Origin of the sequence: Pseudomonas sp. 2995-1 (assembly GCF_002742505.1) — a bacterium.
GTDB classification, from domain to species: Bacteria; Pseudomonadota; Gammaproteobacteria; order Pseudomonadales; family Pseudomonadaceae; genus Aquipseudomonas; species Aquipseudomonas sivasensis.
Genome location: NZ_LJSA01000332.1, coordinates 1 through 25451, shown reverse-complemented (window position 1 = coordinate 25451; position 25451 = coordinate 1). Strand labels below are relative to the sequence as shown.

At 60.6% G+C, this 25451-nt stretch carries 23 protein-coding genes; 16 read left to right on the top strand and 7 right to left on the bottom strand.

The annotated features are described in order from the left end of the window. Positions 1 to 25: 25 nt before the first annotated feature. The 6 genes from AOA61_RS09085 to AOA61_RS09060 all read right to left on the bottom strand — a co-directional run bounded on the left by AOA61_RS09085 (position 26) and on the right by AOA61_RS09060 (position 7284). Entirely contained in the window at positions 26 to 877 is an 852-nt protein-coding gene (locus AOA61_RS09085; protein ID WP_099601626.1) for a symmetrical bis(5'-nucleosyl)-tetraphosphatase, read from the bottom strand. Next, on the bottom strand, positions 877 to 1257 hold the full coding sequence (gene apaG, locus AOA61_RS09080; RefSeq protein WP_032883857.1) for a Co2+/Mg2+ efflux protein ApaG: 381 nt from the start codon (positions 1255 to 1257) through the stop codon (positions 877 to 879). The genes AOA61_RS09085 and apaG overlap by 1 nt, the downstream gene beginning before the upstream one ends. 103 nt (positions 1258 to 1360) lie before the next feature. Then, positions 1361 to 2173: a 16S rRNA (adenine(1518)-N(6)/adenine(1519)-N(6))-dimethyltransferase RsmA gene (rsmA, locus tag AOA61_RS09075; protein WP_095185041.1), complete on the bottom strand. Its 813-nt coding sequence runs from the start codon at positions 2171 to 2173 to the stop codon at positions 1361 to 1363. Continuing rightward, positions 2170 to 3159 carry a 4-hydroxythreonine-4-phosphate dehydrogenase PdxA gene (gene pdxA, locus AOA61_RS09070; RefSeq protein WP_099601625.1) on the bottom strand — a complete coding sequence of 330 codons (990 nt, stop codon included), beginning with the start codon at positions 3157 to 3159 and terminating at the stop codon, positions 2170 to 2172. Before pdxA ends, rsmA begins: the two co-directional genes overlap by 4 nt. Beyond that, positions 3156 to 4496 carry a peptidylprolyl isomerase gene (locus tag AOA61_RS09065; protein ID WP_032883854.1) on the bottom strand — a complete coding sequence of 447 codons (1341 nt, stop codon included), beginning with the start codon at positions 4494 to 4496 and terminating at the stop codon, positions 3156 to 3158. Before AOA61_RS09065 ends, pdxA begins: the two co-directional genes overlap by 4 nt. Next, positions 4471 to 7284 carry an LPS-assembly protein LptD gene (locus AOA61_RS09060; RefSeq protein WP_099601624.1) on the bottom strand — a complete coding sequence of 938 codons (2814 nt, stop codon included), beginning with the start codon at positions 7282 to 7284 and terminating at the stop codon, positions 4471 to 4473. The genes AOA61_RS09065 and AOA61_RS09060 overlap by 26 nt, the downstream gene beginning before the upstream one ends. A gap of 130 nt (positions 7285 to 7414) precedes the next feature. Between AOA61_RS09060 and AOA61_RS09055 the strand changes: the two genes are divergently transcribed. From AOA61_RS09055 to AOA61_RS09045, 3 genes are read left to right on the top strand one after another with little or no spacing between them, the layout of a single operon-like run. Beyond that, the gene (locus tag AOA61_RS09055; RefSeq protein WP_032883852.1) at positions 7415 to 8440 is read left to right on the top strand and encodes an aminoglycoside phosphotransferase family protein; all 1026 of its coding nucleotides are present in this window, start codon (positions 7415 to 7417) and stop codon (positions 8438 to 8440) included. After that, the gene (gene murU, locus AOA61_RS09050; RefSeq protein ID WP_099601623.1) at positions 8437 to 9111 is read left to right on the top strand and encodes an N-acetylmuramate alpha-1-phosphate uridylyltransferase MurU; all 675 of its coding nucleotides are present in this window, start codon (positions 8437 to 8439) and stop codon (positions 9109 to 9111) included. The genes AOA61_RS09055 and murU overlap by 4 nt, the downstream gene beginning before the upstream one ends. Before the next feature lies 1 nt (position 9112). Then, positions 9113 to 9880 carry a TerB family tellurite resistance protein gene (locus AOA61_RS09045; RefSeq protein ID WP_032883850.1) on the top strand — a complete coding sequence of 256 codons (768 nt, stop codon included), beginning with the start codon at positions 9113 to 9115 and terminating at the stop codon, positions 9878 to 9880. Between the two features lie 78 nt (positions 9881 to 9958). Here the strand turns inward: AOA61_RS09045 and AOA61_RS09040 are convergent, their stop codons facing one another. Next, the gene (locus AOA61_RS09040; RefSeq protein WP_032883849.1) at positions 9959 to 10933 is read right to left on the bottom strand and encodes an alpha/beta hydrolase family protein; all 975 of its coding nucleotides are present in this window, start codon (positions 10931 to 10933) and stop codon (positions 9959 to 9961) included. 77 nt (positions 10934 to 11010) lie between these two features. Between AOA61_RS09040 and AOA61_RS09035 the strand changes: the two genes are divergently transcribed. The 13 genes from AOA61_RS09035 to trpC all read left to right on the top strand — a co-directional run bounded on the left by AOA61_RS09035 (position 11011) and on the right by trpC (position 25273). Further along, positions 11011 to 13005: a transporter substrate-binding domain-containing protein gene (locus AOA61_RS09035; protein ID WP_099601622.1), complete on the top strand. Its 1995-nt coding sequence runs from the start codon at positions 11011 to 11013 to the stop codon at positions 13003 to 13005. An 18-nt stretch (positions 13006 to 13023) separates the two neighbouring features. Further along, entirely contained in the window at positions 13024 to 13653 is a 630-nt protein-coding gene (locus AOA61_RS09030; RefSeq protein WP_032883847.1) for a response regulator transcription factor, read from the top strand. 214 nt (positions 13654 to 13867) lie between these two features. After that, positions 13868 to 14980, top strand: a complete 1113-nt coding sequence (locus tag AOA61_RS09025; protein ID WP_032883846.1) for an ABC transporter ATP-binding protein — start codon at positions 13868 to 13870, stop codon at positions 14978 to 14980. Between the two features lie 43 nt (positions 14981 to 15023). Beyond that, entirely contained in the window at positions 15024 to 16064 is a 1041-nt protein-coding gene (locus AOA61_RS09020; RefSeq protein WP_032883845.1) for an ABC transporter substrate-binding protein, read from the top strand. A 214-nt stretch (positions 16065 to 16278) separates the two neighbouring features. Continuing rightward, positions 16279 to 17526 carry an ABC transporter permease gene (locus tag AOA61_RS09015; protein ID WP_032883844.1) on the top strand — a complete coding sequence of 416 codons (1248 nt, stop codon included), beginning with the start codon at positions 16279 to 16281 and terminating at the stop codon, positions 17524 to 17526. 12 nt (positions 17527 to 17538) lie between these two features. Continuing rightward, a complete protein-coding gene (locus AOA61_RS09010) occupies positions 17539 to 18363 on the top strand; it encodes an ABC transporter permease (RefSeq protein WP_017739612.1) in 825 nt (274 codons plus the stop codon). A 140-nt stretch (positions 18364 to 18503) separates the two neighbouring features. Further along, positions 18504 to 19652, top strand: coding sequence for an iron-containing alcohol dehydrogenase (locus AOA61_RS09005; RefSeq protein ID WP_032883843.1), 1149 nt, complete (start codon positions 18504 to 18506; stop codon positions 19650 to 19652). A gap of 84 nt (positions 19653 to 19736) precedes the next feature. Continuing rightward, positions 19737 to 20411 (top strand): ribulose-phosphate 3-epimerase, encoded by a 675-nt coding sequence (gene rpe / locus AOA61_RS09000; RefSeq protein ID WP_032883842.1) that lies wholly within the window; start codon positions 19737 to 19739, stop codon positions 20409 to 20411. Next, positions 20408 to 21226 carry a phosphoglycolate phosphatase gene (locus AOA61_RS08995; RefSeq protein ID WP_099601621.1) on the top strand — a complete coding sequence of 273 codons (819 nt, stop codon included), beginning with the start codon at positions 20408 to 20410 and terminating at the stop codon, positions 21224 to 21226. Before rpe ends, AOA61_RS08995 begins: the two co-directional genes overlap by 4 nt. Positions 21227 to 21296: 70 nt before the next feature. Then, entirely contained in the window at positions 21297 to 22778 is a 1482-nt protein-coding gene (gene trpE / locus AOA61_RS08990; protein ID WP_099601620.1) for an anthranilate synthase component I, read from the top strand. 9 nt (positions 22779 to 22787) lie between these two features. Continuing rightward, complete coding sequence (locus AOA61_RS08985; protein WP_024077700.1) at positions 22788 to 23381, top strand: aminodeoxychorismate/anthranilate synthase component II; 594 nt, start codon at positions 22788 to 22790, stop codon at positions 23379 to 23381. Positions 23382 to 23390: 9 nt separating this feature from the next. Then, positions 23391 to 24440 (top strand): anthranilate phosphoribosyltransferase, encoded by a 1050-nt coding sequence (gene trpD / locus AOA61_RS08980; protein WP_032883837.1) that lies wholly within the window; start codon positions 23391 to 23393, stop codon positions 24438 to 24440. After that, positions 24437 to 25273 carry an indole-3-glycerol phosphate synthase TrpC gene (gene trpC, locus AOA61_RS08975; RefSeq protein WP_095185035.1) on the top strand — a complete coding sequence of 279 codons (837 nt, stop codon included), beginning with the start codon at positions 24437 to 24439 and terminating at the stop codon, positions 25271 to 25273. The genes trpD and trpC overlap by 4 nt, the downstream gene beginning before the upstream one ends. Positions 25274 to 25451 lie beyond the last annotated feature (178 nt).

Below are 25451 nucleotides of genomic sequence, written 5' to 3'. Positions count from 1 at the left end.
TCCTTGTCTTGGCGGCGCTTAGCGTCTAGCGCTTGGCGGCAGCCGGCAGTGTAATGGGAAGGGGAGATTCACACTGGCAGCTGTGGCGCTCGCCAGTGTCGATGTTCATCAGGGTCATGGCGCCGCCCCACACGCAACCGGTGTCGAGGGCGAATACGCCGGGTTCGTTGCACTTGCCTTCCAGGGCGGCCCAGTGGCCGAAGATGATCTTCGTATCACGGGTCTTGCGTTCCTTATGGGCAAACCACGGCTTGTAGCCGGGCAGGGCGGTGTCGGCACCTTCTTTGCTCTTGAGGTCCAGCTTGCCCTCGGCGGTACAGAAGCGCATGCGCGTGAAGTAGTTGGTGATCACCCGCAGGCGGGCGACGCCCGTCAGGTCGTTATCCCACTTCACCGGTTCGTTGCCGTACATGCCGTCCAAGTAGGTGGTGTACAGGCTGTCATCGGCCAAGGCACTTTCGACTTCGGCTGCGCACTTAAGGGCTTTCTTCAGCGTCCATTGCGGCGGGATACCCGCATGCACGAGGGCCATGTTGCGGCCTTCGTCGTAATGCACGATCTTTTGCCGGCGCAGCCAATCGAGCAACTCGGCTCGGTCGGGCGCTTCGAGAATTTCCCGCAGGGTGTCGCCCTTTTTCAGGCGCTCGATATTATTGCCGGCCGCCAACAAGTGCAGGTCATGGTTGCCCAGCACGCACACCAGGGAATCACGCAGGCTATATAAGTAGCGCAGGGTTTCCAGGGACTCGGGGCCGCGATTGACCAGATCACCGACCAGCCAAAGCCGATCATTGGCCGGGTCGAAGGCCACGCGCTCAAGCAGGCACTTGAGCGGCTCCAGGCAGCCTTGCAGGTCGCCGACTGCGTAGGTCGCCATCAGTGCAGGGCTCCCGGTACGGCAAGGCGAAATGGCTTGATGATGGCGTCGAACAGTTGGCCATCGGTGGCTTTCATCTGATACGAGCCTTGCATGGTGCCGACCTTGGAGGTCATCACCGTGCCGCTGCTGTAGGTGTGGCTGGCGCCAATGTCGATCAGCGGTTGCTGGCCAACCACGCCTGCGCCGCGCACTTCTTCCACTTGGCCGTCACCGTCGGTGATTACCCAATGGCGTGATAGCAACTTGGCCGGCACCTGCCCGTTGTTCTTCACCGTGATGGTGTAGGCAAAGGCAAAGCGGTTCTGTTCAGGTTGCGATTGGTCCGCCAGGAAGCGGGTCACGACGCTGACGTCGATCTGGTAGCGAGGATCGGACATGCAAGAGGCCTTAAAAGCAAAAGCGGAGGACAGCAGATGCGGATCAGTCTAGGCCAAGAGGTGGGCACTAGGCCAGACATGTGTCTGGCCATGGCTGGGTGCTTCAGTCGACTGCTGGAGCAGGCTGGATGGCAAGCTGGTCTGCCAGGCGCACGAACGCGGCCAGGTCCAGTTGCTCGGGACGCAGGCTACCGTCGACGCCGGCGGCTTCGATTTCAGCTTGGCTCAATAGGGCCTTGAGCGTGTTGCGAAGGGTCTTGCGGCGTTGGTTGAACGCTTCGCGCACGACACGTTCCAGCAACTTGTGGTCCTTGGCCGGGTGGGGCAGAACGGCATGCGGTACCAGGCGAACAATGGCCGAGTCGACCTTTGGCGGCGGGTTGAATGCACCCGGACCCACGTTGAACAGGTGTTCAACGCGGCAGTGGTACTGAACCATGATCGACAGACGGCCCCAATCACCACCACCTGGGCCTGCGGCCAGGCGTTCCACCACTTCTTTCTGCAGCATGAAGTGCATGTCGCGGATGATCCCGGCGTTGTTCAGCAGGTGGAAAATCAGCGGTGTGGAGATGTTGTACGGCAGGTTACCGACCACGCGCAGGCTGTTGGGCGCGGCGTTGAGGGAGTTGAAGTCGAACTTCAGTGCATCGCCCTGGTGCAGGTTGAAGTTGGATTTTCCGGCGAACTGCTGGTTGAGGATAGGGATCAGATCCTTGTCCAGTTCAACCACGTCCAGCTGGCCACCGCTGGCCAGCAGGCCTTGGGTCAATGCGCCCTGGCCTGGGCCGATTTCCAGCAGGCGGTCTTCGGGCTTGGCATGGATGGAGCGCAGTATGCGGTCGATCACGCCAGCGTCGTGCAGGAAGTTTTGCCCGAAGCGCTTGCGCGCCCGGTGTTGGTAATGCTCAGTCATATACGGGTCTCGGCCATCTGATAGGCGGTTTCCAGGGCCACGTGCAGGCTGCCGGTATCGATCTTGCCGCTGCCCGCCAAGTCCAGGGCAGTGCCATGGTCGACGGAGGTGCGGATGATCGGCAGGCCCAGTGTCACGTTGACGGCGGCGCCGAAGCCTTTGTATTTCAGCACCGGCAGCCCCTGGTCATGGTACATCGCCAACACTGCGTCGCAGTGCTCCAGATATTTGGGGGTAAACAGAGTGTCCGCTGGCAGTGGGCCACGCAGGTCCATGCCTTCTTGGCGCAGACGCTCCAGGGTTGGTTCGATGATGTCGATTTCTTCATGGCCCAAGTGCCCGCCTTCACCTGCATGGGGGTTGAGCCCACAGACCAGGATACGCGGTTGAGCGATGCCGAATTTTTGCTGCAGGTCGGCGTGCAGGATGCGCGTGACGCGCTCCACGCGTTCGGCGGTGATGGCGTCTGCGACGTCACGCAGCGGCAGGTGCGTAGTCACCAGGGCGACACGCAGGCCGCGTGTCGCCAACATCATCACGACTTGTTCAGTGTGTGTCAGTTCGGCGAGGAATTCGGTGTGGCCGGAAAAGGCGATGCCGGATTCGTTGATCACGCCCTTGTGGACCGGTGCGGTGATCATGCCGGCGAAATCACCGTCGATGCAGCCTTGCCCCGCACGAGTCAGGGTTTCGAGCACAAACGCCGCATTGGCCTTGTCCAGTTGCCCTGCAACCACCTTGGCCTGCAGCGGGGTGTCCCACACATAGAGGCTGCCCGCGGGCGCCGGCAGATCAGGCCAGTTGCCCGGCGCCACGTCCACCAAGTTGATAGCCACACCCAGTTGCGCGGCCCGCTCAAGGAGCAGGTCGCGGCTGGTAATGGCAATCAGAGGGTATGGCTGAGGCTGCGAGGCGAGCAGCAGGCAAAGGTCTGGACCAATGCCGGCCGGCTCGCCGGGTGTTACCGCGAAACGCTGGGTTTTCACTGTGCTGCCTGGTCGGTGCCTGTTTGCTCGGCGCCTGGCAGCTTGTTTTCCACGTAGGCTTCGTCACGGATCTGACGCAGCCAGGTTTGCAGCTCTTCGTCGTACTTGCGGTTACGCAGTACGTTCAGCGCTTGTTGCTCGCGGGCCTGGCTGGTGTTGTCAGTGGCGCGGCGGCCAAGGACTTCCAGTACATGCCAGCCATATTGGGTCTTGAACGGCTTGGACAGTACGCCTTGCGGAGTATCGGCCATTACCTGTTGGAACTCGGGCACCAGCGCTTTCGGATCGATCCAATTCAGGTCGCCGCCGTTGAGGGCTGAACCTGGGTCTTCCGAGAAGCTCTTGGCCAAGGTGGCGAAGTCTTCACCGCTTTCGATGCGGTCATAGATCTTCTGGGCCAGCTCCTTGGTTTGCGCCTCGGTACGGATTTCGCTTGGTTTGACCAGGATATGACGAACATGAACCTCGTCTTTCAGCGAGGTCTCGCCACCGCGACGTTCCAGCAACTTCAGGATAATGAAGCCACCTGGGGTGCGGGCTGGCTGGGTGATACCGCCCACTTCCATGGCACTCAGTTCACGGTCGAACGGAGGTGGCAGCTGAGCGGCTTTACGCCAGCCCATATCGCCGCCTTCAAGGGCGTTGTCGCTGCCGGACTGGGCAATGGCCATCTGAGCAAAGTCAGCACCACCTTTCAGGCGATCATAGATAGCTTGGGTTTTCGCCGCCGCCGCATTCAGTTGCTCGGAGTTGGCACTGTCCGGGGTCGGGATCAGGATATTGGCCAGGTGCAGTTCTTCGGAAAGCTGCATCTTGCCCAGGTCGGAGGCCAGGAAGTTCTTCACTTCCTGCTCGGACACCTGCACTCGCTCGGCAACGCGACGCTGACGCACACGGCTGATGATCATCTCGCGGCGGATCTGGTCGCGGGCGTCTTCGTACGAAAGACCGTCGCGGGCCAGGGCTGAGCGGAACTGGTCGATGCTCATGTTATTGCGTTGAGCGATGGTGCCGACGGCCTGGTTCAGCTCTTCGTCCGAAATACGAATACCGGAACGATCACCGATCTGCAGTTGCAGGTTTTCGACGATCAAGCGTTCCAGTACCTGTTGGTCCAGGACGCTGGTAGGCGGTACACCACCGCCACGCTTGGCGATGGTTTGCTGAACTTCCTTGACCCGCTGGTCCAGTTGGCTCTGCATGATCACGTCGTTATCGACGATGGCCACTACCTTATCCAGCTGTTGAACCGCAGCGTGTGCCGATGCGGTCCCCAGGAACAGTGCGCCCAGCACTAGCGGGCGCAGACAATCAGAAAGCTTGGTCTTCACGTTCACGATAACCTTCAATGCCTTTGTCGAGGAAGCTCTCTACCTTGGCGCCGGTCAGGCCGCCGAGTCCTTTGAGGACGATCTGCAGGAAGAGCCCGTGGTCACCCTTTTCGTTCAGCGGGGCGATCTGGCTGTATTCGTCGTTGGAAACCCAGTAACGGTTGATGACGCGCAGTTTCCAGCAGCAGTTGTCGTACTCGAAACCACCAAAGGCTTCCAGGGTACGGTTGCGTGCGTAGTCATACTGCCAGCGGGTGATCAGGTTCCACTGAGGAATGATCGGCCACATCATCGAGAAGTCGTGTTGTTGGATTTTGTAGTAATCCTTCACGTAGTTCGGGTCGCCTGGCTGACCGTAGTCGCCACCGAACTGCCACTTACCGGTCAACTGGTTGTAGACAACCTGGTCGTTACGATAGCGGTAACCAACGTTGATGATCTTGTTCGGGTTGTCTTCCGGCTGGTAGTGAAGCATCGCGCTGCCGGAGCGAGGGCTGTGCTCTTCGGTGTCCCAGTTGTAGTCGGCCGTGGCGCGCCAGTCGCGGTTGAAGCGGAACTCGTAGTCCAGGGCAACCGGGGACACGTCGGACTGTGCATCGGCACGGTCGGCGGCCAGGATACCCGGCAGTTGAACTTCACGATCCTTGAAGTACACAGCTTGGCCCACGGACACGCGTTGACGCTCGAAGCCGTTTTCTTCGATCCAGCGGCTGGTCAAGCCAAGAGACAGCTTGTTTTCGTCGCCGATACGGTCGGAGCCGCTGAAGCGGTTGTCGCGGAACAATGACGCGTAGCTGAACGAGTACTCGCTGGTGTCGAACACCGGAATATCGGCCTGGTCCTTGTTCGGCACGTACAGGTAGAACGCGCGCGGTTCAAGGGTCTGGCGATAGTCTTTGCCGAACCAGTTGGTATTGCGATCGAAGTACAGGCCGCTGTCGACGCTGGCTACAGGAATTGCGCGATCCTGAGAGCTTTTGAACGTGCCGCCGGCATATTGGGTGCCAGCTGTCGCGGCTGCAGCTTGTGCAGCGATGATGTCGTTCTTGCCTTTGTTGTCCAGGTCAAGATCGTACTTGGTGTAGACGTACTTGAGCTTCGGCGTCACAAAGCCGTAGGTCCAGTTCATCGGGTATGAAACGGCTGGCGCTACGTTCAGGCGAGTACCGTTTGCACGGGTCAGACCGTTGACGTAAGTGTCCAGGCGACGCTCGGAATCACCGTTTTCATTGATAAAGTTGCCGCTTTCCAGGCTGCGTTCAAACCGAACTGCTTCGGTTTCGTAGCTGAAGTTCAAACCACCTGGGTGGTATGGCAGCTGACCATTGAAGGTGATCTGTGGCAGTCGGTCATACGGTGTGATCTGGGAGATCGTAGCCAGCTGGTAAGCCTGGACATTCAAGCGCGCCTGGTAGGAGTCGCCGCGATAACTCACGGAGCCCTGCTGGTTGACGTAGTCCCGGCTCTCGACACCTTCCTGATAGGACTTGAGGTCCTGGAAGTAATAAGGGTCGCTGATTTTGGTGTAGTCGACCTGGGTCAGTACACGCGAATCCAACCCGCCTTTATGCTGCCAATTGAGCATGTAGCGGGTTTTTTCGTAATCGGTCTGCAGTTTGCGTTCGTCGTTGTCGTCGTTGAGGTACGCGCCGCCGAACTGGCCTTCGCTGGACTTGGTGAGGTAGCGGAATTCGCCCTCCATCATCATGCCGCGCTTGGTCATGTATTGCGGGTACAACGTGGCGTCGTAGTTCGGCGCCAGGTTGAAGTAGTACGGCGTAACCAGGGTGAAGCCGGTTTCGCTGCCGGTGCTGAAGCTCGGCGGCAGGAAGCCGGACTGACGACGGTCGTCGATCGGGAAATAGATGTAAGGGGTGTACAGGATCGGGATGTTCTTGATCCGCAACGTCGCGTTGGTGGCCGTACCGAAACCGGTGGCTGGGTTCAACGTGATGTTGTTGCCTCGAAGCTGCCAGGCGTTGCTGTCCGGCTCGCAGGTGGTGTACGTACCGTCCTTGAGACGGATGATCGCGTTTTCGGCGCGCTTGGCGTACAGCGCGTTACCGCGGATACGCGACTTGTGCAGCACGTATTCGGCGTTGTCGATCTGGGCCGCGCCGGTGTCCAACTGAACCTGGGCGTGGTCGCCGACGATCAGTGCACCGTTGTCACGCAGTCGTACGTTGCCGTTCAGCTCGCCGCGGCTTTCGGCCTGGTAAAGGCTGGCTTCTTCGGCTTCAAGCTGCATGCTGCCCTGGCGCATGACGACGTCACCCGCCAGGGTCGCGACTTGTTGTTCCTGCTCGTAACGAGAGGCCTTGGCACCGATGAAGGTGGGCGCATCGCTCTTGTTCGTCTTGTCGTTCATGCCAGGACGAGTCGGCTCGATGTACGCACCGCCGCAATAAGGACCGGTTTCGGCCAACTGGGCTGCGGTCAACTTTTCGCGAGGTACCCAGTCCAAGTGGCTGTAGTCGGCGCTGCGTGAGCGCAGGCCACGGCCCTTGGATTCTGTGACCAGTGCGGTCTTGGGTTCGGCCGCGGCAGTGCCACCAGCTTCGGCCTGCGCCGTGCTGTTGGCCGAGCTGACGGCAGCGCCGTCATGCACCGGGCGCGGTGGCAATGGGGCTGCGGCGGTTTTCGGCGCGCAATCCCAGGCACCCGAAGCAGAGACTGAGCAGTCATACTGTTCCGCGGCGACCACGAATGAGGTGGCGAAGGGTTGCATGGCCAGCAGACTGCCGGTTACCAGCAACGGAAATTTTCTACGAAACGCGGGGGATTTCAATGCCATCTTATTAGTCCGGGCTTCCTGCGTGCCATCTGCCCGCGGTTTGGGCCGCACGCCTCTCGATGGTCTGAAAAAGATGCGTGATAATAAAGCATGACCCGCTTGACGGCTAGCGCCGTCGGAGACCCTTGTAATGCCTGAGCAAGATCTACGTTTACAACAGCTGGAAGTCTGGCTGGATGAGCAGTTGCCGATCCTTTTCAACGCTCAAGACTGGGGCTCCGTACCCCCGGCCACACTGACTGCGGCCAGCAGCGACGCGAGTTTCAGGCGTTACTTCCGTTGGGAGGGTGGCGGCCGGACTTTCGTGGTGATGGACGCTCCACCCCCCCAGGAAAACTGCAAACCCTTCGTCGATATCGCCCATTTACTGGCGAAGTCGGGCATAAATGTTCCAAAAATTTATGCAGAAGATCTGTCGCGCGGCTTTCTTTTGCTCAATGACCTGGGCAGAAAAACCTACTTGGACGTGATTGACGAACAAAACGCCGATCAGCTGTTTGCCGACGCCATCGACGCCTTGCTGGCATTCCAGCAGTTGCCGATGGACGCACCACTGCCCAGTTATGACGTTGCCTTGTTGCGCCGCGAGCTGGAACTCTTTCCCGAGTGGTACGTACGGCGCCATTTGGGTGTCGAGTTGGATGCAGAACAACAAGCCCTCTGGCAGCGTGTCAGCGACCGGCTGATCGACAGCGCCTTGGCGCAGCCGAAAGTGCTGGTGCATCGCGACTATATGCCGCGCAACTTGATGATCAGCGAGCCGAACCCCGGCGTGCTGGATTTCCAGGACGCGGTCTACGGCCCGGTCACTTATGACATTACCTGCCTGTTCAAGGACGCTTTCCTCAGTTGGCCCCAGGCGCGCGTACGCGATTGGCAGCGCGGTTATTGGGAACGTGCGGGCCAAGCGGGCATCCCGGTGCAACCCGATTTTGATGACTTCCTGCGTGCCAGCGACCTGATGGGTGTGCAGCGCCACCTCAAGGTCATTGGCATCTTCGCGCGTATTTGCCATCGCGACGGCAAGCCGCGCTACCTGGCCGACGTGCCGCGCTTCTTTGCTTATATAGAAGCAGTGCTCGCCGATCGCCCGGAGTTGAGCGAATTGGCTGAGCTGCTGACCAGTCTGCGCCAGCCCGCTGAGGCCAGCGTATGAAGGCCATGATCCTGGCCGCCGGCAAAGGTGAGCGGATGCGTCCGCTTACCTTGCACACGCCCAAGCCGCTGGTGCAGGCCGGCGGCAAGCGTCTGATCGAATACCACCTGGAGGCGCTGGCCAAGGCCGGCTTCACCGATATCGTGATCAACCACGCCTGGCTCGGCCAGCAGATCGAGAGCTATTTAGGCGATGGTGCGCAGTTTGGCGTACGCATCCGTTACTCCCCGGAGGGCGAACCGCTGGAAACCGGCGGTGGGATTTTCCGGGCGTTGCCGTTGCTGGGGGACGAGCCTTTTCTGGTGGTCAATGGCGATATCTGGACTGACTACGACTTTACCCAACTCAAGCAACCGCTCAGCGGCCTGGCTCACCTAGTGATGGTCGACAACCCAGCGCATCATCCCTCGGGCGGTGATTTCTTCCTTGATGAGGGTCTGCTTCATGATGCGACGCCCGGTGCCGATAACCTGACCTTCAGTGGCATTTCAGTGCTCGACCCCCAGTTGTTCGCGGGTTGCAGTGCCGGTGCCTTCAAGCTGGCGCCGCTGCTGCGTGCGGCGATGGCCAAGGGTCAGGTAACGGGGGAACACATGGCGGGACGCTGGATTGATGTCGGCACGCTGGAGCGCTTGGCGCAAGTCGAAACCCTGCTGACAGCGGGGCAGTAGCATGTTGTGGCCAGGGACGCTGATCGGCGCCGGGGCTGGCTTTGCCATTGCCAGTATTCCGGGGGCCTTGTTGGGTGCATTGTTGGGGCAGGCGTTGGACCGCCGAATGCAATTGCGCAGTTGGGCTCAGTTGCGCGAGCGCATGGGCGGCCGCCCGGTGCTGCGCAATGATGAGTTGTTGTTTGTATTGCTCGGGCGCCTGGCCAAAAGCAACGGGCGCGTGGTGGACGGGCATATCCAGCAGGCGCGTCAGGAGATGCGCTCGCTGGACATGACCGAGTCCGCCCAGCGCCGCGCGATTGCGGCGTTCAATCGCGGTAAATCGGGCTCCGACCGTATGCGCAGTTATCTGCGCGTGCTCAAGGCCCAGCCTCATGCGGCGGAGGGTGTGTTGCGCGCCTGTTGGCGGATGGTCTGGGCGGACGGCAAGGCGGATGATGCCGAGCGCGACTTGATCAACCTGTGGGGCAAGTGGTTGGGCTGGACGCCGCAGCAGCTTCAGGCCTTGGCGGCGGACTACACGCCTGAGCGCAAGCCGTTGGTCAATCGAGGCACGACCTACCAGGAAGCGTTGCGACTGCTCGGCGTCACCGCTACCACCGAGCCGTCGGTCATCAAACGTGCCTATCGCCGCCTGCTGAGCCGTCACCATCCGGACAAGGTGGCCGGCAGTGGCGCCAGTCTCGCGCAAGTGCGTGAGGCGACCGAGCGAACCCGTGAATTACACAATGCTTACTCGTTGATTCGCGAGCGTCGGGATTTTCGCTAGATGCCGCTCTTTCACGGATAACCACATTCCGATGTGGGAGAGGAGCAAGCCCCTCCCACATTGTTTTTGTGCTGTTCTTCAGTCGGCGCTGGCCTGCGGGCTCAACCACCCGCGAATCCTGCGATACAACTGCTCCTGCTCGGCTGCGCTATTGCCGGGCACGGTTTTCAATGACACCTGCTTATAGCCATCATTCTTCAATCGCTTGGCAGCCTGGGCACGGGCCTGAGCGTTTTTGCGTGCCAGCGCGTTGTCTTGATAGAAGACATCGGCAGTCGGGAGTTTCAGGCCGGGCGCCAGTTGCTGCACGTCCGGATGGCGTCCGTTAGGCGTCTGCGCCGCGACCATCACAAATTTCTGCACCTGGGACGGTTGTTTCTCGGTGAGATAACGCGCGGCCCACCAGGCGCCTGTGCCATGACCCAGCAGCACCACACTGCGTGCGTTCTGGGTCTGGGCGAAGGCCACGGCAGCGTCGATGCGGTCGAAGATGCGCGAGGCGTCGGTCTTGTCCTGCTCGTCGGCGCCCGGCACCACTGACGGATCGGTGCCCTCGGCTTCGGCGCTGGCGGCTTGTTCGATCGGTTTGTCGGCGGTGCTCGCTTCTTTGCTGCTGGTGTCGACAGTGGCTTTGGGTGCTTCCATAACGCGCGGCGGCAGGGTATCTACGCTCACATCCGGCAATGACAGGCTGAGGCTGCCCCAATTGGCGTCGGGAAATTTGCGCCGCAACGGGCCGATTGCTTGCGGCCAGTCAGCACTTTCACCGCTGCCCGGTACGATAATCACCACACCTTCGGGTTCGGCGCTGTTGGCCGGTTTCCACAGGGCGAGGAATGAGTCGCTGCCAGCCTGCAATTGTTGCTGTTCCTGCTGAGGGATGGTGCGCTCCAGCGCGGTGGCGTCTTCCTGGCTGCGCTCAAGCAGAGGCTGGCGCTCGACGGGTTTTTCGTCGGCCGGCGCGGGGGCGTCGGCGGCCTGTACAGAAAAGGCACTGGTAAACAGCAGCGACAGGCACAATGCTGGCAGTGCCGAACGGTTTCGATAGGGCATCGTAGATTTCCGGCCAGAAGAGATTCCAGCAGCCTAATGGGTTGGTCAGTTTTTGTCAGTGATGTGAGACGTGGATCATGGGTTTTCGCTGTCTGCTGGTTATCGGCTGTTTGTGCGTCGCCTTGATGGCGAACGCCTCCCCTACGCCTGCCGCCCCGCAGGCGCAGCTCAATGCGCAGCAGCGCGAATGGCTGGCCCAGCACCCGGAGTTGCGGGTGGGCGTAGTGCTGCAGTTGCCTTACGCGCAATACGACCGTCGCTTGCAGCGCTTGTCCGGGGCCAATGTGGAGTTGATGCAGTGGCTGGCCAAGGCGCTGAATGTCGAGCTGACCTGGCGCAATTTCCCCAACCAGGAGCAACTGGAAGCCGCCGTCCGCGACGACGAAGTGGACATTGCCCCCGGCCTGCAACAAACCCCAGCCGGTTTGCGCCTGTGGTTATTCAGCGACCCATATATGCGTGTGCCCCAGCATATCGTTGGCATCCGCGAGGGCGGCGGCGCGGTTGAGCTGGAAAAACTGGACGATCAATCCCGCGTCGCCGTGCGCATGCCCAGCGCCGTGGCCGATTACCTGCGCAGCACTTATCCCAACCTCAACCTGCAAGGTGTGCCCATTGAACGCCAGGCCTTGCAGTTGTTGGTCAGCCAGCAAGCGCGTTATGCCGTGGTAGATGAAGCGCAATTAAGCCGATTATCCGGCGAGGCCGAGTTCGCCGGTTTGGCGGTGGTGGGGGACATCGGTCTGCCGCAATTGTTGCGGGTGGCCACACGGCGCGATTGGCCCGAACTGGCGGGCATCATGGAAAGTGCCTTGGGCGCTATCCCCGCCCGAGACCTTGACCAACTGCATAGCCGCTGGCTGCAACCCAAATACCCACGGTTATCGGAGTCGCCTGGGTTGTGGCAGAACCTCAGCCTGTTACTGAGCCTGCTGCTGCTCGCCAGTTTGGCGACCGTGTTCTGGCAGCGCCGCCAGCAACGTGCGTTGGAGCATGGCCTGCTGGCCGCCCGTGAAGAAAGCGCCGCCCGCGCTGCCGGTGCCGAAGCGCTGCGGTTGACACAGTTTTCCATCGACCAAAGCACCGTCGGCATCCTGTGGGTCAACTGGGACAGCCATGTGCGCTACGCCAACCACGCCGCCGAAAGCATGCTCGGTTATGCTCCTGGCGCACTGATCGAGCGGCCGCTGGTTGACCTCGACCCGACCCTGGACATGGACCGCTGGCTCAATTTGTGGAAGCGCGCACGGGCCAGCGAAGAGGGACCACAGAACTTCGCCACCGATTGTTTGCGCGCCGACGGCAGCATCCTGCCGGCCAACGTGTCGTTGAGCTTTTTGCGGTTTGCCGAGGCTGAGTACTTGGTGGTTTACCTGAACGACGTCACCGAGTTGCGCCGCACGCTGGCCGCGTTGATGCAAAGCGAAGCGCAACTACGCGAACTGTCGGCCCACCTGGAAACCGTGCGCGAGGAAGAAAAAGCCCGCATCGCCCGGGAAGTACATGACGAACTCGGTCAGATGCTCACCGTGCTCAAGTTGGAAACGTCCATGTGCGAGCTGGCTTATGCGCAACTGGATCCTGGCCTGCACGAGCGCTTGAACAGCATGAAGCGCCTGATTGCTCAACTGTTCCAACTGGTGCGGGACGTCGCGACGGCGCTGCGCCCACCGATTCTCGATGCTGGCATTGCCTCCGCCGTTGAATGGCAAGCCCGTCGTTTTGAAGCGCGCACGCAGATTCCCTGTCTGGTTCAGGTGCCGGATAACCTGCCGACCCTGAGCGACGCCAAGGCCATTGGCCTGTTTCGTATCCTGCAGGAGGCGCTGACCAACGTGATGCGCCATGCCCAGGCGCATACTGTGGAGCTGACGCTGGCCATAGAAGGCTCGGATTTGCGGTTGACCATCAGCGACGACGGCGTAGGTTTCGTCCAGCCTGAAGGGCGTGCGGTATCGTTTGGCCTGGTCGGTATGCGCGAGCGGGTGCTGATCATGGGCGGGCAATTGAGCCTGCACAGCGAGTTGGGGGAGGGCACCACCCTGAGTGTGACGGTGCCGCTGGATGCATAACGCCAAGAGGAAGTCCCTGTGATCCGTGTACTGGTAGCCGAAGACCACACCATCGTTCGTGAAGGCATCAAACAACTGATCGGCCTGGCCAAAGACCTGCTGGTGGTGGGGGAGGCTAGCAATGGCGAGCAGTTGCTGGAGACGTTGCGCCACGTGCCGTGCGAGGTAGTGTTGCTGGACATCTCGATGCCCGGCGTCAACGGCCTGGAAGCGATTGCGCGCATCCGTGCGTTGAGCAACCCGCCGGCGATCCTGGTGCTGTCGATGCACGACGAAGCGCAAATGGCAGCCCGTGCCCTGAAGGTCGGTGCCGCCGGTTACGCCACCAAGGACAGCGACCCGGCGTTGTTGCTGACGGCGATCCGCAAAGTCGCGGCCGGCGGGCGTTATATAGACCCGGACCTAGCCGACCGTATGGTGTTTGAAGTCGGTCTGACCGACGCCCGGCCATTGCATTCGTTGCTGTCGGAACGGGAGTTCTCGGTGTTCGAACGCTTGGCGCAGGGCGCCAACGTCAATGACATCGCCCAGCAACTGGCGCTGAGCAGCAAGACCATCAGCACTCACAAGGCGCGATTGATGCAAAAGCTCAATATCACCTCCCTGGCTGAGCTGGTGAAGTACGCCATGGAACACAAGCTGTTGTGATGACATGCCTGTTTGCGACCTGCTTCAAACCCCGCTGACGCCATTCCCGGCGCTTCGCACTGCAGCACTGTTCCATCCCCGCCATCCGTGTAGGGCAATCCCTACCCCCAAGCTTCCATCCTGCTGATGCAATTCTCTCCTGGCCCCCGATTTCCGGGGCCTCGCGCCTGGACTACGCTTGTGCCACAGCAGTCCAAAACACAAAGGTGCGGGTATGAGCGAGGTGGATTCAAATGATGTGCTGGTCAGCTTTCGTGGCGTGCAGAAGAGCTACGACGGCGAGAACCTGATCGTCAAAGACCTCAACCTGGAAATTCGCAAGGGCGAGTTCCTCACCTTGCTCGGGCCTTCCGGTTCGGGCAAGACCACCAGCCTGATGATGCTCGCCGGGTTTGAGACGCCGACTGCCGGTGAAATCCAGCTGGCCGGGCGCTCCATCAACAACGTGCCGCCGCACAAGCGCGACATTGGCATGGTGTTCCAGAACTACGCGCTGTTCCCGCACATGACCGTGGCCGAGAACCTGGCGTTTCCCTTGTCCGTGCGCGGTTTGAGCAAGACCGATGTCAGTGAGCGGGTCAAGCGCGTACTGAGCATGGTCCAGCTCGACGCGTTCGCCCAGCGCTACCCGGCGCAACTGTCCGGCGGCCAGCAACAGCGTGTGGCCCTGGCCCGCGCGTTGGTGTTCGAACCGCAACTGGTACTGATGGACGAACCGCTCGGCGCTCTCGACAAGCAATTGCGCGAACACATGCAGATGGAGATCAAGCACCTGCACCAACGTCTCGGCGTGACAGTGGTGTACGTGACCCATGACCAGGGTGAAGCCCTGACCATGTCCGACCGCGTGGCGGTGTTCCATCAGGGCGAGATCCAGCAGATCGCCCCGCCGCGCACGCTGTATGAAGAACCGAAGAACACCTTCGTCGCTAACTTTATTGGCGAGAACAACCGCCTCAACGGCCGCTTGCACAGCCACACCGGAGACCGCTGCGTGGTCGAGCTGGCGCGGGGCGAGAAGGTTGAAGCACTGGCGATCAATGTCGGCCAGATCGGTGGCCCTGTAACGCTATCGGTGCGTCCGGAACGGGTCAGCCTCAATGGCTCCAGCGAAAGCTGCATCAACCGCTTCTCCGGGCGGGTGGCCGAATTTATCTACCTGGGCGACCACGTGCGTGTGCGCCTGGAAGTCTGCGGCAAGACCGATTTTTTTGTGAAACAACCGATTGCCGAGCTGGACCCAGCACTGGCGGTCGGCGACGTGGTACCGATTGGCTGGCAAGTCGAGCACGTTCGCGCACTCGACCCACTTCTAGAGGCGAATTGATCGCCCCATGGCTTCACCAACCCTGCACGTGGAGAGAACAACAATGTTGAGATCCCTGAAGTATTCCGTCCTGGCCTTGAGCTTGATGGGCGCGACACAGGCCATGGCCGGCCCGGACCTGACCGTCGTGTCCTTTGGTGGCGCGAACAAGGCTGCACAGGTCAAGGCCTTCTATGCACCGTGGGAAAGCGCGGGCAACGGCAAGATCGTCGCCGGTGAGTACAACGGTGAGATGGCCAAGGTCAAAGCCATGGTCGACACCAAAAGCGTGTCCTGGGACCTGGTAGAAGTGGAATCGCCGGAACTGTCCCGCGGTTGTGACGAAGACATGTTCGAACCGCTGGACCCGAAACTGTTCGGCGACAGCGCCAACTACGTGAAGGGTGCGATCCAGCCATGCGGCGTGGGTTTCTTCGTATGGTCGACTGTGTTGGCGTACAACGCCGACAAACTGGCTTCCGCGCCAACCAGCTGGGCGGATTTCTGGGACACCAAGAAATTCCCGGGCAAGCGCGGCCTGCGCAAAGGCGCCAAGTACACCCTGGAATTCGCCTTGATGGCCGACGGCGTAGCGCCGAAGGACGTGTACAAAGTGCTGGCCGGCAAAGATGGCCAAGACCGTGCGTTCAAGAAACTCGACGAACTCAAGCCGTCGATCCAATGGTGGGAAGCTGGCGCACAACCGCCGCAGTACCTCGCATCGGGTGACGTGGTGATGAGCTCGGCTTACAACGGCCGAATCGCTGCCGTGCAGAAAGAAAGCAACCTGAAAGTGGTGTGGAACGGCGGCATCTACGACTTCGATGCATGGGCGATTCCAAAAGGCCTGGCCAAGGATCGCGCAGAAGCAGCGAAGAAATTCATCGCCTTCTCGGTCGCACCGCAGCAGCAGAAGACCTACTCGGAAAACATCGCCTACGGCCCGGCCAACACCCAAGCCGTACCGTTGCTGGCCAAGGACATCCTCAAGGACATGCCGACTACGCCAGAGAACATCGCCAACCAGGTGCAGATCGACGTGAGCTTCTGGGCGGACAACGGCGAGCAGCTTGAGCAGCGCTTCAATTCTTGGGCTGCCAAGTAACCCGCCTGCTGTGTTCAAGGGGCTTTTGTGGTGAGCGGGCCTGCCCCGCGCTGGACTGCGAAGCAGTCCCAAACCAGGCGCCGTGTTCTGTCTGAAAGAACGCGGTGACTGTCAGAGGGCCCGCTTCGCCGCCCAGCGCGGGGCATGCCCACTCACCACAGCGTCTGAGCCCAGGCACAGGTTTGTCGTCACTTTCAGATTTTCGGAGTTAGCCATGGCCATCGCCGTTCCCTCGAACGAGGTCAACAGCCCCACCCTCAAGCAGCGCCTGGCGCGTGCCGAGCGGGTCAATCGCTGGAAGGCCCAGGCCTTGATTGCACCGCTGGTGCTGTTTTTGCTGCTGGTGTTTCTGGTACCGATCGTCGCGCTTTTGTTCAAGAGCGTCGGTAATCCGGAAGTGGTGGGCGGCCTGCCGCGTACCGTGGTGGCGGTGACTGCCTGGGACGGCCGTGGTCTGCCGGGTGAACCGGTGTATCAGGCTCTCAGTGAAGACCTGGGTGAGGCGCGCAAAAACCAGACCCTGGGCGATCTGTCCAAACGCTTGAACATGGAGCTGGCCGGCTATCGCAGCCTGCTGACCAAAACCGCGCGGGCGCTGCCGTTCACCGAAGCGCCTGCCTCCTATAAAGAAGCGCTGGAAACCCTCGACGAACGCTGGGGCGACCCGGCGTACTGGCAAGCGATCCGGCGTAATACCAGCAGCCTGACACCGTTCTACCTGCTGGCGGCCGTCGATCACCGCATCGACGACCTCGGCGAAGTGGCCCCGGCCACCCCGGATCAGGCGATCTATCTGGATATCTTTGCCCGTACCTTCTGGATGGGCCTGGTGATCACCGTGATCTGCCTGTTGTTGGCCTATCCCCTGGCGTATCTGCTGGCCAATCTGCCGGCGCGTAAAAGCAACCTGCTGATGATTCTCGTGCTGCTGCCGTTTTGGACCTCGATCCTGGTGCGAGTGGCAGCGTGGATCGTGCTGTTGCAATCCGGCGGTCTGATCAACAGTGCGCTGATGGGCATGGGCCTGATCGATAAGCCCCTGGAGTTGGTGTTCAACCGCACCGGTGTCTACATCTCCATGGTGCACATCCTGCTGCCGTTCATGATTCTGCCGATCTACAGCGTGATGAAAGGCATCTCGCCGACCTACATGCGTGCGGCGATTTCCCTGGGCTGCCACCCGTTCGCCAGTTTTTGGCGCGTGTACTTCCCGCAGACCTACGCCGGCGTTGGCGCTGGTTGCCTGTTGGTGTTCATCCTGGCGATTGGTTACTACATCACCCCGGCACTGTTGGGCAGCCCGAACGACCAGATGGTCAGCTACTTCGTGGCCTTCTACACCAACACCAGCATCAACTGGGGCATGGCGACGGCGTTGGGCGGCTTACTGCTGCTGGCGACCGTGGTGCTGTACCTGATCTACAACCGTTTGGTCGGCGCCAGCCGCCTGCGCCTGAGCTGAGGAGACCTTGCGATGCTGAGCCCTTATATGTCGCCCGTTGAGCGGGTTTGGTTCTACAGCTTGCGGATCCTCTGCGGCTTGATTCTGCTGTTCCTGATCTTGCCCGTGCTGGTGATCATCCCGCTGTCGTTCAACAGCGGCAGTTTTCTGGTGTACCCGTTGCAGGGCTTCTCGCTGCACTGGTACCAGGACTTCTTCGCTTCGGCCGAATGGATGCGAGCGCTGAAGAACAGCATCATCGTCGCCCCGGCGGCCACGGTGCTGGCCATGGTGTTTGGTACGCTGGCGGCGATTGGCCTGACCCGTGGCAATTTCCCCGGCAAAGCACTGGTCATGGCGCTGGTGATTTCGCCGATGGTGGTACCGGTGGTGATCATCGGCGTGGCCAGCTACCTGTTTTTTGCGCCGCTGGGTTTGGGTAACAGCTTTTTCTCGCTGATCGTGGTGCACGCGGTGTTGGGTGTCCCTTTTGTGATCATCACGGTGTCGGCGACGTTGCAGGGTTTTAACCACAATCTGGTGCGTGCAGCGGCCAGCCTGGGGGCTTCGCCACTGACTGCGTTTCGTCGGGTGACCTTGCCGTTGATTGCGCCGGGGGTGATCTCCGGGGCGCTGTTTGCGTTCGCGACCTCGTTCGACGAGGTGGTGGTGACGCTGTTCCTCGCCGGCCCTGAACAAGCGACCCTGCCACGGCAGATGTTCAGCGGCATCCGCGAAAACCTCAGCCCCACTATTGCGGCGGCGGCGACGTTGCTGATTGCCTTCTCGGTGTTGCTGTTGCTGACCCTGGAATGGCTGCGCGGCCGTAGCGAGAAACTGCGTACTGCCCAAGTCTAAAGCCCAGCACAGAACCCATGTGGGAGGGGGCAAGCCTCCTCCCATATGGGTTCTGTGACCATTCAGCTGCTGAATGAAAGACAACCTGTTTCGGTCAGCTACTCTTGTGCCAGCCCATCGACTAATAAGAGGCCGCGCACATGAGTACTTCCTCATTCAAGATCGCCCACAAATTGCTGACCGGCGCTGGCGCCATCGAACAACTGGCCTTTGAACTCACGCGCCTGGATGTGGATAACCCGCTGATCGTGACCGACGCCGTGCTGGTCAAATCCGGCACCGTGGCGCTGGCGCTTGAACACCTGGGTGAACGCCCCTACGAAATTTTTGATCGCGTGCTGCCCGACCCGGAAATCGCCATCGTCGAAGACTGCATGCAGGCCTACCGCGACGGCGGGCACGACGGCCTGATTGGGCTGGGCGGCGGCAGTGCCATCGACATCGCTAAAAGTGTGGCCGCCTACGCCGGTTACCATGGCGCCCTGGCCGACTTGTTTGGTGTCGACCAGGTACCGCGCAAGGGCCCGCCGCTGATCGCCATCCCGACTACGGCCGGCACCGGCTCGGAGGTGACCAATGTGGCGATCCTCTCCGACAAGGCCGCACAGCTGAAAAAAGGCATCGTCAGCGACTACCTTTTGCCGGATGTGGCGCTGATCAGCCCGCAAATGACCCTGACCTGCCCACGCAGTGTCACCGCCGCCAGTGGTGTCGATGCACTGGTGCATGCCATTGAGTCCTACCTGTCGCTGAATGCCTCTCCGATCACGGACGCCTTGGCCATCGGCGCAATCAAGCTGATCGCCAAGGCGCTGCCCAAGGCCTACGCCAACCCCGCCAACCTCCAGGCCCGCGACGACATGGCCACCGCCAGCCTGATGGCCGGCATGGCGTTCGGGAATGCCGGGGTGGGTGCGGTGCACGCGTTGGCTTATCCACTGGGCGGGCGTTTCAATATCGCCCATGGCGTGAGTAATGCGCTGTTACTGCCCTATGTGATGCACTGGAACAAGCTGGCGTGTGTCGAGCGGATGCAGGACATTGCCCAGGCCATGGGCGTGAATATCACTGGGTTAAGTGCCAATGACGCGGCCGACCAGGCGGTCGAGGCGATGACGCGACTCTGCGCCGCAGTGGAGATCCCGGAAGGGCTTCACAGTTTCGGGATTCCCGAAGGCGCAATTCCCACCATGGCCGCCGAAGCGGCAGGTATCGAACGGTTGATGCGTAACAACCCGCGCAAGCTCAGCGTGGCGGATATCGAGAAAATCTACCGGGCCGCTTACTAGCCATTGAGCCAGGTCACGGTGCGCGCAGCAAAGCATGAGGTATACAATGCGCGCCATCGTGATTTAGCTCAAAAAAGGTGCGTCATGCAGCCCTTCGTCATTGCTCCATCGATTCTCTCCGCCGATTTTGCCCGCCTGGGTGAGGAAGTGGACAACGTGTTGGCCGCTGGTGCCGACTTCGTGCACTTCGATGTCATGGACAACCACTACGTGCCCAACCTGACCATCGGTCCGATGGTCTGCGCAGCGTTGCGCAAATACGGCGTTACCGCGCCGATCGATGCGCACCTGATGGTGAGCCCGGTAGACCGCATCATCGGCGACTTCATCGAAGCCGGTGCAACCTACATCACCTTCCACCCGGAAGCCTCGCTGCACGTTGACCGTACCTTGCAACTGATCCGCGAAGGCGGCTGCAAGGCGGGCCTGGTGTTCAACCCGGCTACCCCGTTGGACGTGCTCAAGTACGTGATGGACAAGGTCGACATGGTGTTGCTGATGAGCGTCAACCCAGGTTTCGGCGGGCAGAAGTTCATCCCCGGCACCCTCGACAAGCTGCGCGAAGCCCGCGCGCTGATCGATGCGTCCGGTCGTGATATCCGCCTGGAAATCGACGGTGGGGTCAACGTCAACAATATCCGTGAAATCGCAGCGGCCGGCGCCGATACGTTCGTGGCCGGTTCGGCGATCTTCAACGCGCCGAACTACCAGGAAGTCATCGACAAGATGCGTGCCGAACTGGCGCTGGCACGTCCATGAGCGGCTTTGAGCAGCTGTTTCCCGGCAAACTGCCACGGTTGGTGATGTTCGATCTGGACGGTACGCTGATCGACTCGGTGCCAGACCTGGCGGCGGCGGTGGACCAAATGCTGCTCAAGCTGGGACGCAAGCCGGCGGGGATCGAGTCTGTACGCGAATGGGTTGGCAATGGTGTGCAGATGCTGGTGCGCCGGGCCCTGGCTAACCATATCGACGCTGAAGGCGTCGATGACGTGGAAGCCGAGCACGCGCTGGAGTTATTCAATGCTGCTTATGAGGACGGCCACGAACTGACCGTGGTTTACCCCGGCGTGCGCGACACCCTCAAATGGCTGCACAAACAGGGCGTGGAAATGGCCCTGATCACCAACAAGCCGGAGCGCTTCGTAGCGCCGCTGTTGGACCAGATGAAAATCGGCCGGTATTTCCGCTGGATCATCGGTGGCGATACCTTGCCACAGAAGAAACCCGACCCGGCGGCGCTGTTTTTCGTGATGAAAATGGCCAATATCCCGGCGTCCCAGTCGCTGTTTGTCGGCGACTCGCGCAGTGATGTGCAGGCGGCAAAAGCCGCGGGTGTTCAGTGTGTAGCCCTAAGCTACGGTTATAACCATGGCCGGCCGATTGCCGAAGAGTCGCCGGCGCTGGTCATTGATGACCTGCGACTGCTAATCCCCGGTTGCTTGGGAGCGGGCGCTGAGATAACGTTGCCCGACATCGATAAGTCCCCTTCTGGAAATTCCATCGTGGTGGTCACTCGCAAACTCTGGATGAAAGTCATCAAGGCCCTGGCCCGCTGGCGTTGGCGCGCCTGACTGATCCTGGCCGCGCCCTGCGGCACGTTTGCATACCTGACTGTTAGACCCTCACGCCACGAGGCACATCATGATCCGCGAAGAATTCCTGCGTTTGGCCGCTGCCGGCTATAACCGTATCCCCCTGGCCTGCGAAACACTGGCCGACTTCGACACGCCACTGTCGATCTACCTGAAACTGGCCGACGAGCCCAACTCCTATCTGCTGGAGTCGGTACAGGGCGGCGAGAAGTGGGGCCGTTACTCGATCATCGGTCTGCCATGCCGCACGGTGCTGCGGGTACACGACCATCATGTGAGCATTACCCATGATGGCGTCGAGATCGAAAGCCATGACGTTGAAGACCCGCTTGCCTTCGTCGAAGCCTTCAAGGCGCGCTACAACGTGCCGACCATTGCGGGTCTGCCGCGTTTTAACGGCGGGCTGGTGGGTTACTTCGGCTACGACTGCGTGCGTTACGTGGAAAAACGCCTGGGCAAATGCTCGAACCCGGACCCGCTGGGCGTGCCGGATATTCTGCTGATGGTGTCTGACGCGGTGGTGGTTTTCGACAACCTCGCCGGCAAGATGCACGCGATTGTGCTCGCTGACCCATCCCAAGCTGACGCCTTCGAACAGGGGCTGGCCAGCCTGGAAGCCCTTCTGGAAAAACTGCGCCAGCCGATCACCCCGCGTCGCGGCCTGGACCTCAGCCGTCCACCGGCGAGCGATCCGGTGTTCCGCTCCAGCTTTACCCAGGATGACTACGAGCGCGCCGTCGATACGATCAAGGAATACATCCTCGCCGGTGACTGCATGCAGGTGGTGCCGTCGCAACGTATGTCCATCGACTTCAAGGCCGCGCCTATCGACCTGTACCGGGCGCTGCGCTGCTTCAACCCGACGCCGTACATGTACTTCTTCAACTTTGGTGACTTCCACGTAGTGGGTAGCTCGCCGGAAGTGCTGGTGCGTGTCGAGGATAACCTGATCACCGTGCGCCCGATCGCCGGCACTCGTCCGCGTGGCGCGACTGAAGAAGCGGATCTGGCGCTGGAAGAAGACCTGCTCAGCGACGATAAGGAAATCGCCGAGCACTTGATGCTGATCGATCTGGGCCGTAACGACACCGGGCGTGTTTCGGAAATTGGCTCGGTGAAGCTGACCGAGAAGATGGTCATCGAGCGTTATTCCAACGTGATGCACATCGTGTCCAACGTCACCGGTGAACTGAAAGCCGGGTTGACGGCGATGGACGCACTGCGGGCGATTCTGCCGGCGGGCACGTTGTCGGGCGCGCCGAAGATTCGCGCGATGGAAATCATCGACGAGTTGGAACCGGTCAAGCGTGGTGTCTACGGCGGCGCCGTGGGGTATTTCGCCTGGAACGGCAACATGGACACCGCTATTGCGATCCGCACGGCAGTGATCAAGGACGGGGAGCTGCATGTGCAGGCCGGTGGCGGGATCGTCGCCGACTCGGTACCGGCCCTCGAATGGGAAGAAACCCTGAACAAGCGCCGCGCGATGTTCCGCGCTGTTGCGCTGGCTGAACAGACCCCCAATTCCTGAGGTTTCCCCATGTTGCTGATGATTGATAACTACGATTCCTTTACCTACAACGTTGTGCAGTACCTGGGCGAACTCGGTGCCGAGGTCAAGGTGGTGCGCAACGACGAGCTGACCGTGGCCGAGATCGCCGCGCTGAATCCCGAGCGCATCGTGGTTTCGCCGGGCCCGTGCACGCCGACCGAGGCGGGTATTTCTCTCGAAGCCATCAAGTACTTCGCCGGCAAGCTGCCAATCCTGGGTGTATGCCTGGGCCACCAATCCATTGGCCAGGCCTTTGGTGGTGACGTGGTGCGTGCGCGCCAAGTGATGCACGGCAAGACCAGTCCGGTGTTCCATAAGGACTTGGGCGTATTCCAGGCACTCAACAACCCGGTGACTGTGACTCGCTACCACTCGCTGGTGGTCAAGCGCGAAACCCTGCCGGAATGTCTGGAGCTGACTGCCTGGACACAGCTGGAAGACGGCTCGGTCGACGAGATCATGGGCCTGCGTCACAAGACACTGAACATCGAAGGGGTGCAATTTCACCCCGAGTCGATCCTGACCGAGCAGGGCTACGAGCTGTTCGCCAACTTTCTCAAGCAGAGCGGCGGCACGCGCTAAGGACTTTCCATGGATATCAAGACTGCCCTGAGCCGTATCGTCGGCCATCTGGACCTGAGCACCGCTGAAATGAGCGATGTGATGCGCGAGATCATGACCGGCCAATGCACTGACGCGCAGATCGGCGCGTTTATGATGGCAATGCGCATGAAGAGCGAGAGCATCGACGAGATCGTCGGCGCGGTTTCGGTGATGCGTGAGTTGGCCGACAAGGTCGAGCTTAAAACCCTCGACGGTGTGGTCGATGTGGTTGGCACCGGCGGCGACGGTGCGAATATTTTCAACGTGTCGACGGCTTCATCCTTTGTGGTCGCGGCGGCGGGCTGCACCGTGGCCAAGCACGGTAACCGTGCGGTGTCCGGTAAGAGCGGCAGTGCCGACCTGCTGGAAGCGGCCGGTATCTACTTGAACCTGACACCGGTACAAGTGGCGCGCTGCATCGACAACGTCGGCATCGGCTTTATGTTTGCCCAGTCCCATCATGGTGCAATGAAGCACGCCGCCGGTCCGCGCAAAGACCTTGGCCTGCGTACGCTGTTCAACATGCTCGGCCCGCTTACGAATCCGGCCGGTGTAAAGCACCAGGTGGTGGGCGTATTCAGTCAGGCGTTGTGCAAACCGTTGGCTGAAGTGCTGCAACGCCTGGGCAGCAAGCATGTGCTGGTGGTGCATTCCAAAGATGGCCTGGATGAATTCAGCCTGGCCGCGCCGACCTTTGTGGCGGAGCTGAAGAATGACCAGATCACCGAGTATTGGGTCGAGCCAGAAGACCTGGGCATGAAGAGCCAGAGCCTGCATGGCTTGGCGGTAGAAAGCCCGGCGGCGTCCCTGGAGTTGATTCGCGATGCTCTGGGGCGGCGTAAGACTGAGAACGGTCAAAAAGCTGCGGAAATGATTGTTCTGAATGCTGGCGCGGCACTTTACGCTGCCGACCATGCCTATAGTCTTAAGGAAGGTGTCGAATTGGCCCACGATGCGCTGCACACCGGTCTGGCTCGTGAAAAGCTCGAAGAGCTGGGAGCATTCACCGCTGTATTCAAGATGGAGAATGAAGGATGAGTGTTCCGACCGTTCTGGAAAAGATCCTGGCCCGCAAGGCTGAAGAAGTCGCCGAACGCCGTGCCCGTGTGAGCCTGGCCGAGCTGGAAGCCCAAGCGAAAGCCGCTGACGCACCTCGTGGATTTGCCAATGCGCTGATCGCCCAGGCCAAGCTCAAGCATCCGGCGGTGATCGCGGAGATCAAGAAGGCTTCGCCGAGCAAGGGTGTTATCCGCGAGCACTTTGTGCCAGCGGAAATCGCGGTCAGCTACGAAAAGGGCGGGGCGACATGCCTGTCCGTATTGACTGATATCGATTATTTCCAGGGTTCCGACCTGTTCCTGCAGCAGGCCCGTGCGGCGTGCAAGTTACCGGTGATCCGCAAGGATTTCATGGTCGATCCGTACCAGATCGTAGAAGCCCGTGCCTTGGGCGCCGACTGCGTTCTGCTGATCGTCTCCGCTCTGGATGACGTGAAGATGGCCGAGTTGGCGGCCGTGGCCAAAAGCGTCGGCCTGGACGTGCTGGTGGAAGTGCACGACGGCGATGAGCTGGAGCGCGCACTCAAAACCCTCGACACACCGCTGGTGGGGGTCAACAACCGTAACCTGCACACCTTTGAAGTCAGCCTGGAAAACACTCTCGACCTGCTGCCGCGTATTCCACGCGACCGCCTGGTGATCACTGAGAGCGGCATTGTTAACCGCGCCGACGTGGAGCTGATGGAAATCAGCAATGTGTACTCGTTCCTGGTGGGCGAGACCTTCATGCGCGCCGAGAACCCGGGGGCGGAACTGCAGCGTCTGTTCTTCCCGGAGCGTGGCGTGGCGGTCAGCGGTTCAACTCTCGATTGATTTGACCCTCGGTCAATATTTGAAATGCAGTCAAATGTGGGAGGGGGCTTGCTCCCGATAGCGGAGTGTCAGTTGACTTGTTCATCAACTGACAGAATGCCATCGGGAGCAAGCCCCCTCCCACATTGGGTCCTGTGGTTATGCCGATAGGTAGGTGTTAGATGACTCAGCCAGTAAA